General features: G+C 40.0%; 7 protein-coding genes. 5 read left to right on the top strand and 2 right to left on the bottom strand.

The window, feature by feature from the left end:
* Positions 1-809: 809 nt before the first annotated feature.
* A complete protein-coding gene (gene ampH, locus AACU98_RS08040) occupies positions 810-2027 on the top strand; it encodes a D-alanyl-D-alanine-carboxypeptidase/endopeptidase AmpH (RefSeq protein WP_036900676.1) in 1218 nt (405 codons plus the stop codon).
* Between the two features lie 88 nt (positions 2028-2115).
* Here the strand turns inward: ampH and lptG are convergent, their stop codons facing one another.
* Both lptG and lptF read right to left on the bottom strand, forming a co-directional pair.
* Positions 2116-3195 (bottom strand): LPS export ABC transporter permease LptG, encoded by a 1080-nt coding sequence (lptG, locus tag AACU98_RS08035; protein ID WP_004246180.1) that lies wholly within the window; start codon positions 3193-3195, stop codon positions 2116-2118.
* On the bottom strand, positions 3195-4292 hold the full coding sequence (lptF, locus tag AACU98_RS08030) for an LPS export ABC transporter permease LptF (RefSeq protein ID WP_004249580.1): 1098 nt from the start codon (positions 4290-4292) through the stop codon (positions 3195-3197). Before lptF ends, lptG begins: the two co-directional genes overlap by 1 nt.
* Before the next feature lie 286 nt (positions 4293-4578).
* Here lptF and pepA point away from each other — a divergent pair, with 286 nt between their 5' ends.
* The 4 genes from pepA (at position 4579) to AACU98_RS08010 (ending at position 10429) form a co-directional block, all read left to right on the top strand.
* The gene (gene pepA / locus AACU98_RS08025; RefSeq protein WP_004246183.1) at positions 4579-6087 is read left to right on the top strand and encodes a leucyl aminopeptidase; all 1509 of its coding nucleotides are present in this window, start codon (positions 4579-4581) and stop codon (positions 6085-6087) included.
* Between the two features lie 80 nt (positions 6088-6167).
* Positions 6168-6617, top strand: coding sequence for a DNA polymerase III subunit chi (locus AACU98_RS08020; protein ID WP_004246185.1), 450 nt, complete (start codon positions 6168-6170; stop codon positions 6615-6617).
* Positions 6618-6630: 13 nt separating this feature from the next.
* A complete protein-coding gene (locus AACU98_RS08015; protein WP_161735800.1) occupies positions 6631-9519 on the top strand; it encodes a valine--tRNA ligase in 2889 nt (962 codons plus the stop codon).
* A gap of 400 nt (positions 9520-9919) precedes the next feature.
* A complete protein-coding gene (locus AACU98_RS08010; RefSeq protein ID WP_004249583.1) occupies positions 9920-10429 on the top strand; it encodes a GNAT family N-acetyltransferase in 510 nt (169 codons plus the stop codon).
* Positions 10430-10762 lie beyond the last annotated feature (333 nt).

The following is a 10762-nucleotide window of genomic DNA, read 5'->3' as shown; positions in this document are numbered from 1 at the left end:
GATTAATTCATTATTATTTTATTACGGCGATTTTTTACTCTCTTTTTATTTATTCGCTTTCCTTTCATCTTGTTATGTTTTATTTCTCTTTAACCATTTTCCCTTGTTAATTTTGTTAATACGTCTTTACTCGCATTTAGTGTTTAGCTGTCGATTTGATGAGATTATATTAAGTTTTCTTTGTATGTTTCACAACAATTAAAGTATTACAAAGTATAACACGTAGAGTGAGTATCTTTACAAAAACGTTGAAAATGGATAATTTAAATATATGTCTAGAATATAAAACCAGAAACTAATTAATTTAAAGAATATAAATTCATTAATTAACATTTACTTGATAAACAACTGTTAACCGAATAATAAAGAAAAGCTAATAATAAAGTAAAAATAGGCAAAATTTAGGGGGATTGTAACACCTTTGTAATACTTTCCTGTTTTTTTCACCCTTTTTATGTACAAAAAATAACCAATAATAAGATTTTTATGATGTCCTTCACAAAAAATCTCTTTGTAGAAGTCCTTCAGCCTATTTTACATCAACTTTTCATTAACCCACTATTGCTCTGATAGACATTCTTATTTCTGATAATATAATCAAAATTTGGTTTAAATCTGCTATAAAGGGGATGGTATGGGTATTGTTAGCTGGATCATGGCCGGTATTTTTATTGGGCTTGTTTTAGGTGCTGTACTAAAAATGATAAATAAAAACAAAAAGTAACGCGATAAAACAATCATCCATTTATGTTATGGCTGATTTATTTTGTTCTCTTTTCTTTCACCTTACTCGTTATGTTGATCATAAAATGAAAAAACATCTCCTAAAATATCTCCTCATTCCTGTTGCACTACTTACGCTCAATGCCTGTAGTCAACGAGCAACGGTAACGCCAACGTTACCCGCTAAGTTTAATCAACATAATGTGCCTGAATTGTCACAATGGCCAACCACCTTATCACCAAAGGCGAATAATAGTCGGGAGATTTTTGATAAGTATGCTCAGCAGATTTATCAAAAGAGTAACCCTCAAGGGATGGTGATTGTCATGATTAACAATACGCAATCTCTTAATCGTGCTTTTGGTACTACAAGCCCCGATAGCCGTCAAACCCCGTCAATGAACTCATTAATACGTATTGCTTCTATTACTAAATTAATGACGAGTGAAGTGATGTTAAAATTACAAGATGATGGCAAGTTGTTGGTTACTGATCCTCTGCAAAAATATAGTTATTATGGTGTCGATATTCCATTAGTGAACAATCAATCTCCTATTCGTCTTTATCATTTAGCTACCCATACCAGTGGTTTTCCTCGTGAACAACCCGGCGGAAAATGGGGTAGACCGGTTTTTATTTGGCCAACCCATGGCGATCGCTGGAACTGGCTAAAAAAAGCCTCTTTAACAACACCGGCGGGACAATCTGCCTCTTATTCTAATCTGGCTTATGATTTATTAGCAGATGCATTAGTGAAAGCCTCTGGTAAAAACTATCCTCAACTATTAAAACAGTATGTGACACAACCTGCGGGAATGCGTGATACCACGTTAACGCCAAGTAGCACACAATGTCAGCGATTATTAATTGGTTATAGACCCAGCCCTTGTTCTGAGACTATCGCCGCCGCCGGAAGTGGGGGTGTTTATTCTACGCCTGCAGATATGCAACGTTGGATGCAAGGCTTTTTAAACTCAAATAATACGATGAGAAAAGCGACGGCCAGTAAAGAGCAGTCTATTTATTTTCCGCGCCAACGACTATCTTCTATTGAAGGGATGGATGTTGCAGGGCGAGCGGATGGCATTGGCTTAGGATGGGTTTATATGGCGCCTGCCAATGGTGTGCCTGCTATTTACCAAAAAACCGGTGGTGGCGGTGGTTTTAATACCTATATGGCAACCATTCCTGAATTAAATATCGGTGTTTTTGTTGTCATCACCCGTAAAGCTAATGGCACCAAGTTTAGTGAAGTGACTCGAGGTACAAATGCCCTTGTGCGTGCTTTAGCACAAAGTTTTTAAACGAAATAATCAACTTATAGACCGATAAAAAAGCGCCTTGATTGTTGAAGGCGCTTTTTCTTTAAGCATTGTTAATCGTTAATACTACTTAGCGATTACGCCTCATTAATAACCATAAACTTAATACTAAAAAGAGCATACCAGGAACTAAGGCGGCCACTACGGCAGGAATGCCATATACCAAACTTAATCGGCCTGAAACTTCATTCACAATATAGAACAGAAAACCAAAGGCTATTCCTGTTACCACACGCAGCCCCATAGGTACAGTACGTAATGGGCCAAAAATAAATGACAGCGCCATTAGCATCATCACCGCAACAGAAATAGGCGCAAAGATTTTTTTCCAGAAGTTCAGCTCATAATTGGCTGATTCTTGCCCACTCTGTTTGAGGTATTTTACATATTGATATAAGCCACTTATGGATAAGGCATCTGGATCTAATGCCACAACACTCAGTTTTTCAGGTGTTAGGCGAGTCTGCCACTCTAAAGATACCTGTTTTTTACCCGTGATTTTTTGTGGCGAAGTAAGATCAGATTGCTCAACTTGTTTCAGTAACCACACTTTTTTATCTGGATCATAAGTGGCACTGGATGCATAACGCACAGTTTCAAGTTTTCGATTATTATCGAAATTATACAGCGTAATGCCTTGCATCTCATTTTGGCTTTTAATACGGTTAATATAGATAAATTGATTACCATCTTTAGCCCACATTCCACGGTTAGTGGACACTAAAGAGTTACCCATGATCTTTTCTGCACGGTAATTACGTGCATATTGTTCACCTTGCGGTGCCCCCCACTCGCCAATTAATACCGTTAACAGTACTAATGGGATCGCGGTTTTCATCACGGAGCCGGCAATTTGCAAACGAGTAAAACCCGATGCCTGCATCACCACCAGCTCACTACGTGTCGCTAATGCCCCTAGCCCTAATAAAGCCCCTAATAAGGCCGCCATCGGAAAGAAGATTTGCACATCTTTGAGGATATTTAAAACCGCATAAATCCCCGCATCTAAGGTCGTAAAATCACCTTGCCCTACTTTGCGCAGCTGATCGACGAATTTGATAATGCCAGACAGTGATACCAGTAAAAATAGCGTCATCAAAATCGATTGCAAAATCGTACGCCCGATATATTTATCTAATACACCAAACATCAGGCAACTCCTTTCTTAAAGCGAGCACGTAGTTTGCGCATTGGTAAGGTATCCCACGCATTCAATAACAGCGCTAAAGCAAAATAAATCCCATTCACTGTCCACATAGCAATAAGTGGGTCAACCTTTCCTTTTTCACCGCTTGAACGCAAGGAGCTTTGTAATAGGAAAAACACCAAATAAAGCAACATCGCCGGCAACATACTTAACACTCGCCCTTGACGTGGGTTGACTTCACTTAACGGCACAACCATTAACGCCATGATCACCACAGAGAAAATTAAGGTTAAACGCCAATGAAATTCAGCGATAGACTCAGGCTCTGTTGAGTGCCACAACTCATTCATGGTTTTTTGTTCGACGCGATTACGGCTAATAGTAGACTCTCGATGGCCTATCACCGCTTGGTAATCGGTAAAATCAGTAATACGAAAATCGCGTAGTACCGCCGTACCTTCATACCGCGTACCCTCGCTAAGTACCACGACTTGGTTACCGTTTGGTAGCTCTTTGGTATACCCTTTATCCGCCACCACAACAGATGGGCGTTGGTTTTGTGTTGGACGCAATTGAGCCAAGAAAACATCTTGGAATTGGTTGCCCTTTACGCTACCGAGATAAAGCACCATATTACGGTCACTGGACATTTTAAATTGCCCTTCCATTAATGCCGCTAAGCTTGGATTGGCTTTTGCATCTTCCAGCACTTGCTCTTGATGTACAGACGACCATGGTATCAACCACACCACATTCCCTGCCGCCAAGACGCTAGTAAGTAATGACAACAATAGTGCTGCTTGCACTAATGCTTTTTTACCTATTCCACAGGCATTCATGACGGTTATCTCACTTTCAACATAAAGTTTGCTGTAAGTCATCAGAAGACCAAGAAAAAGGCTTAATGGTAGAATAAGCTGTGCCATCTCGGGGATCCCCAGCCACAGCAGAGAAACCACAAGGTTTGTAGGAATATTACCTTCTACAGCAGCCCCTAAAATTTCAACCAGCTTTTGGCTAAAGAAGATAAGCATCAAGATAAATAAGATGGCTATCTGACTTTTAAGGGTTTCCCGAGCTAAATATCGAATTATAATCACGCTAGTTATGCCTGTGAAAACTTGTCTTTTTGCAGGAAAATCGCTAACTTCGTTGTATATCTATCATTTGTGCATCTCAGTTAGACATTCTTGCAGCCCAAATGATATCAAAACATGCTATAAACAGGTTCCCAATCAGAACAAGCTTATAAGTTAGCTAAATTAGTTGTGTTCAATTAATGCATTTAGCTTAACATAAAAAGTAAACTTTCTATGGGGTAGATTAATGCGGATCACTATTCTAAACGATACTTTCCGTTTTTGTCTTTAATATTCAGGAGAACGCATGGAGTTTAATGTAAAAAGCGGCAGCCCAGAGAAACAACGCAGCGCTTGTATTATCGTGGGGGTGTTTGAGCCTCGTCGTTTATCTCCGATAGCGGAGCAACTTGATAAAATCAGCGATGGTTACATCAGCGCCTTATTACGCCGTGGTGAACTGGAAGGTAAAGTCGGCCAGTCATTGCTGCTGCACCATGTGCCAAATGTTCTCTCTGAGCGCGTTTTGCTGATTGGTTGTGGTAAAGAGCGTGAATTGGATGAACGTCAGTACAAACAAATTATTCAGAAAACAATTAACACGCTCAATGAAACAGGGTCAATGGAAGCAGTTTGTTTTCTGACTGAGCTACATGTTAAAGGCCGTAATAATTACTGGAAAGTACGTCAAGCGGTTGAGACTGCAAAAGACTGCCTCTATACCTTTGATCAACTGAAAAGTAATAAAACCGAATTACGTCGTCCATTACGTAAAATGGTCTTTAATGTCCCTACTCGACGTGAATTACCAAGCGGTGAACGTGCTATTGCCCACGGCTTAGCTATTGCATCAGGGATCAAAGCCTGTAAAGATTTAGCTAATATGCCACCTAATATCTGTAATGCGGCATACTTAGCCTCTCAAGCTCGCCAACTCGCTGACTCATCCGCGAATGTCTCTACCCGAGTCATTGGTGAAGAGCAGATGAAAGAGCTAAATATGAATGCCTATTTAGCGGTCGGTCAAGGTTCACAAAATGAATCTTTAATGTCGATTATTGAATATAAAGGTAATCAAGATCCTGAATCCCGTCCAATTGTATTGGTTGGTAAAGGGCTCACCTTTGATTCTGGTGGTATTTCAATTAAACCTGCTGATGGCATGGATGAAATGAAATACGACATGTGTGGTGCAGCAACAGTATATGGTGTGATGCGCGTCGTTGCTGAGTTACAACTACCTATTAATGTCATCGGTGTATTGGCTGGCTGTGAAAATATGCCGGGTGGTAAAGCCTATCGTCCTGGTGATATTCTTACTACTATGTCAGGCCAGACTGTTGAGGTATTAAATACGGATGCTGAAGGTCGCTTAGTGCTGTGTGATACATTAACCTACGTTGAGCGCTTTGAGCCTGAGTTAGTGATTGATATCGCCACATTAACAGGGGCTTGTATGGTGGCATTAGGTCATCATTATAGTGGATTAATGTCTAACCATAACCCATTAGCCCATGAATTAATGAATGCTTCAGAGCAAGCGGGCGATCGCGCATGGCGTTTACCTTTAGGCGAAGAGTTCTATGAGCAAATTGAATCTAATTTTGCCGATCTTGCCAATACGGGTGGACGTTTAGGGGGAGCCATTACCGCAGGTTGTTTCTTAGCGCGCTTTGCAAGCAAATATAACTGGGCACATTTAGATATCGCAGGTACGGCATGGCGCTCTGGTAAAGCGAAAGGTGCTACGGGTCGCCCAGTATCTTTACTGTCGCAGTTCTTATTAAACCGCGCAGGTTTGAATAGCGACGAGTAATACCGCATAATTATTAAGGTAAATAGAGCAGACTCATAGAAGGGTATTGCAATGCAATACCCTTCTATTATCGGGATATCATGAAAAACGCCACGTTTTATTTAATGGAACATCCATCAATACATCAAGATTTACAAGCCCATGAATGGCTTGCTTGTCAACTTGCCGCAGAACATTGGCGTTTAGGCAAACGGGTTTTGCTCGTCTGTGATTCACAGCCACAAGCTGAATTGTTGGATGAAGCACTATGGGCAAGAGAGCCACATCAATTTGTGCCTCATAACCTAGCAGGTGAAGGGCCTCGTTATGGTGCACCTGTTGAATTATGTTGGCCGGGCAAACGGGGTAATGCCCCGCGTGATCTCCTGATTAATTTGCAGTCACAATTTGCAGACTTTGCCACAGCTTTCCATGAAGTGATAGACTTCGTACCTATCGATGAACAATTAAAACAGTTGGCGCGAGAACGATATAAAATTTATCGTAGCGTCGGCTTTACTTTGACAATGGCTACGCCGCCAACCTATTGAATACGTAAAGAATATGGAAAATAAATCCGCACCGAAAGAGCCATCGCTCGATACAACTTATAATCCGACAGAGATTGAACAACCTCTGTATCAACATTGGGAAAAAAATGGCTACTTTAAAGCCAATGGTGATACATCCAAAGAAAGCTTTTGTATTGTGATCCCACCACCTAATGTGACAGGTAGCTTGCACATGGGTCATGCTTTCCAACAAACCATCATGGACACCATGATCCGCTATCAACGTATGCAGGGTAAAAATACCTTGTGGCAAGCGGGTACTGACCATGCAGGTATCGCAACACAGATGGTTGTTGAGCGTAAGATTGCTGCTGAAGAAGGTAAAAACCGCCATGATTATGGCCGTGATGCTTTCATCGATAAAATTTGGGAGTGGAAAGCAGAGTCCGGCGGTAATATCTCTAACCAAATGCGCCGTTTAGGTAACTCCGTAGATTGGGATCGCGAACGCTTTACCATGGATGAAGGTTTATCTAAAGCAGTAAAAGAAGCCTTCGTTCGTTTACACAAAGAAGATCTTATCTATCGTGGCAAACGTCTTGTTAACTGGGATCCTAAATTACACACTGCCATTTCCGATCTCGAAGTTGAAAACCGCGAAGTAAAAGGCTCAATGTGGCATCTGCGTTATCCATTAGCTGATGGCGTTAAAACGGCAGAGGGTAAAGATTATCTGATTGTTGCCACGACTCGTCCTGAAACACTGTTAGGTGATACTGGCGTTGCGGTTAACCCAGAAGATCCACGTTATAAAGATCTGATTGGTAAAGAGGTTATTCTACCTTTAATGAACCGTCGTATTCCTATTTTAGCGGATGAACACGCGGATATGGAAAAAGGCACCGGTTGTGTAAAAATCACCCCTGCCCATGACTTTAATGACTATGAAGTAGGTCGTCGCCATCAACTACCGATGATTAATATCATGGATTTTGATGGCAACATTCGTGTTAGCGCAGAAGTATTAGACACTAACGGTGTTGAATCTGATGTATATAGCACAGAGATCCCAGAAGCCTACCAAGGTATGGAACGTTTTGCAGCACGTAAAGCTATTGTTGCTGAATTTGAACGTTTAGGATTATTAGAAGAGATCAAACCTCACGATTTAACGGTACCTTACGGTGATCGTGGTGGTGTGGTTATTGAACCTTTATTAACTGACCAATGGTATGTCCGTGCGGCACCTTTAGCGAAACCTGCGGTAGAAGCGGTTAAAAATGGCGATATTCAATTTGTACCTAAACAGTACGAAAACATGTACTTCTCTTGGATGAATGATATTCAAGATTGGTGTATTTCTCGTCAACTGTGGTGGGGTCATCGTATCCCGGCTTGGTATGATAAAGAAGGTAATGTTTATGTCGGTCGTGACGAAGAAGAAGTGCGTCGTGAAAATAACATTGCTGCCGATGTAGCATTACGCCAAGATGAAGACGTACTCGATACGTGGTTCTCTTCTGCACTGTGGACATTCTCAACCTTAGGCTGGCCAGAAAACACCGAAGCACTGAAAACATTCCATCCAACGAATGTATTAGTGAGCGGTTTCGATATTATCTTCTTCTGGATTGCCCGCATGATCATGATGACCATGCACTTTATTAAAGATGATGAAGGTAAACCACAGGTTCCATTTAAAACCGTTTATATGACAGGCCTTATCCGTGATGAAGAAGGTCAGAAAATGTCAAAATCTAAAGGTAACGTACTTGATCCTTTAGATATGATTGACGGTATCACATTAGATAAACTGTTAGAAAAACGCACTGGTAATATGATGCAGCCACAAATGGCTGAGCGTATTGCTAAACGCACCAAAAAAGAGTTCCCAGAAGGTATTGAAGCACATGGTACTGATGCTCTGCGCTTTACTTTAGCGGCATTAGCTTCTACAGGGCGTGATATTAACTGGGATATGAAACGTCTGTCAGGTTACCGTAATTTCTGTAACAAATTATGGAATGCCAGTCGTTTTGTACTGATGAATACAGAAGATCAAGACTGTGGCTATCAAGGTGGTGAGATGACATTCTCATTGGCTGATCGCTGGATCTTAGCTGAATTCAATAACACCATAAAAGCCTATCGTGAAGCGTTAGATAATTATCGCTTTGATATTGCTGCCGGTATTTTATACGAATTCACTTGGAACCAATTCTGTGACTGGTATCTTGAGTTATCAAAACCGGCGGTTCATAAAGGTAATGATGCTCAAAAACGTGCTGCTCGTCATACCTTGATTGAAGTATTAGAGGGTCTGTTACGTCTTGCTCATCCAATTATTCCATTTATTACAGAAACTATCTGGCAACGCGTTAAAGAGGTGAAAGGCATTGAAGGCGAAACCATCATGCTTCAAGCTTTCCCTGAATTTGATGCGTCATTAGTCGACGAGCAAGCACTTAACGATCTGGAATGGATCAAAGAGGTTATCGTCGCAGTTCGTAATATCCGTGCAGAAATGAATATTGCGCCAGGTAAACCACTGGATGTTATTTTACGTGGTGCGGATGAAACGGCTAAACGTCGCGTCAGTGATAACATTGGTTTCTTAAAAGCAATGGGTCGCTTAGCGGATATTCGCCCATTAGCGGAAGGTGAAGAATCACCATTATCGGTAACTAAACTGGTGAGCGGTGCAGAGCTGTTGATCCCAATGGCCGGCTTTATTGATAAAGATGCAGAGCTTGCCCGTTTAGATAAAGAGCTTGAAAAAGTAGAGAAAGATATCACTACATTAGACAGCAAATTATCAAACGAAGGCTTTGTTAATCGCGCACCTGAGGCTGTTGTCGCCAAAGAGCGAGAGCGTTTAGCATCTTGTTTAAATGCTAAAGAGAAGCTGATTGCCCAAAAAGTCTCTATTGCTGCATTATAAGTTATTGCACCATTAATACTAAAACCCGTATTGATTGCGGGTTTTAGTTTATTTTTAACATCTAATATCGTTACTACTTAAGATAATAGGTTTATCACTAAACCTAAAAATAAAACATTTTTTCACTATATTGTGACTCGTTTTGCAGTGAAATAGCGCTATATAATGCCTTTTCTCTATTATTCTCACTCTAATGAAATAGATATTTGAAATATATCTCTACCAACAAATACCCTAATCATATAAATAAACAGGCATAACAGTTTACAATCCTATTTAATCAATTAAGATGTTTTCAGTGGCCCTCAGTGCTACTTTCAATGAAGAAGTTCCTTTCTGGTGCTCTCTCAATACATTATCAAAAAATATTCTACTAATAAGTAAAACGATGAGTGCAACTATGACTGCAAACCCTAATGCAACACAAAATATTATTATCAGAGCCATTGAAAAAAGAGATAACGCCGGCATTGCACGCGTTATTCGAGAAGTTTCCGCCGAGCATGGCTTAACAGCGGATAAAGGATTTGCAGTAGCTGATCCGATTTTAGATACCTTATTCGAAGTTTATCATCAACCTCGCAGCGCTTACTGGGTGGTAGAAATGGATGGCGAAATTGTTGGTGGTGGTGGTGTCGCACCTCTTGCGGGTGGCGATGGGGAGACTTGTGAATTACAGAAAATGTATCTCTCTTCTAAGTTACGAGGAAAAGGAATTGCGAAAAAAATTGTTCAGCAATCTCTTGAGTTTGGTAAGCAACAAGGCTTTAGTCGCTGCTACTTAGAAACTACTGATATTTTAAAAGCAGCAATTGGTCTATATGAAAAATTAGGCTTTGAGTTTATTGATAAAGCATTAGGTAATACAGGCCACAGCGACTGTGAAATTCGTATGCTGAAATCACTTTGATATTTCTCATAACCATGTATCTACATGCTGTATAGATATAAACGCCCGCATATTTAATGCGGGTTTTTTATTATCTCACAATAGCACTTATCAATATAAAATGAATTTATCTTAATGGTATAAAAGAGCGATATTTTACAGCTATTTTTAATGATTAATCTATATTTAAATTATTAGCAATCTATTTCACATTAAATATTTATCTTAAATTTAATAAAAAAACACAAGTTTAATTTATTTCTCATTTTACTCTAGATAATCATATTTCACATCTTAAATAAAATATTTTTTAGTTTCTGTTCTATTTTAAAATTCCTATTTTTTTATATTGCT

The sequence above is a fragment of the Proteus sp. G4380 genome (assembly GCF_963885725.1).
Taxonomy (GTDB): domain Bacteria; phylum Pseudomonadota; class Gammaproteobacteria; order Enterobacterales; family Enterobacteriaceae; genus Proteus; species Proteus mirabilis.
Note: the sequence above shows the minus strand (reverse complement) of the source record. Positions and strands in the feature narration are given on the sequence as shown.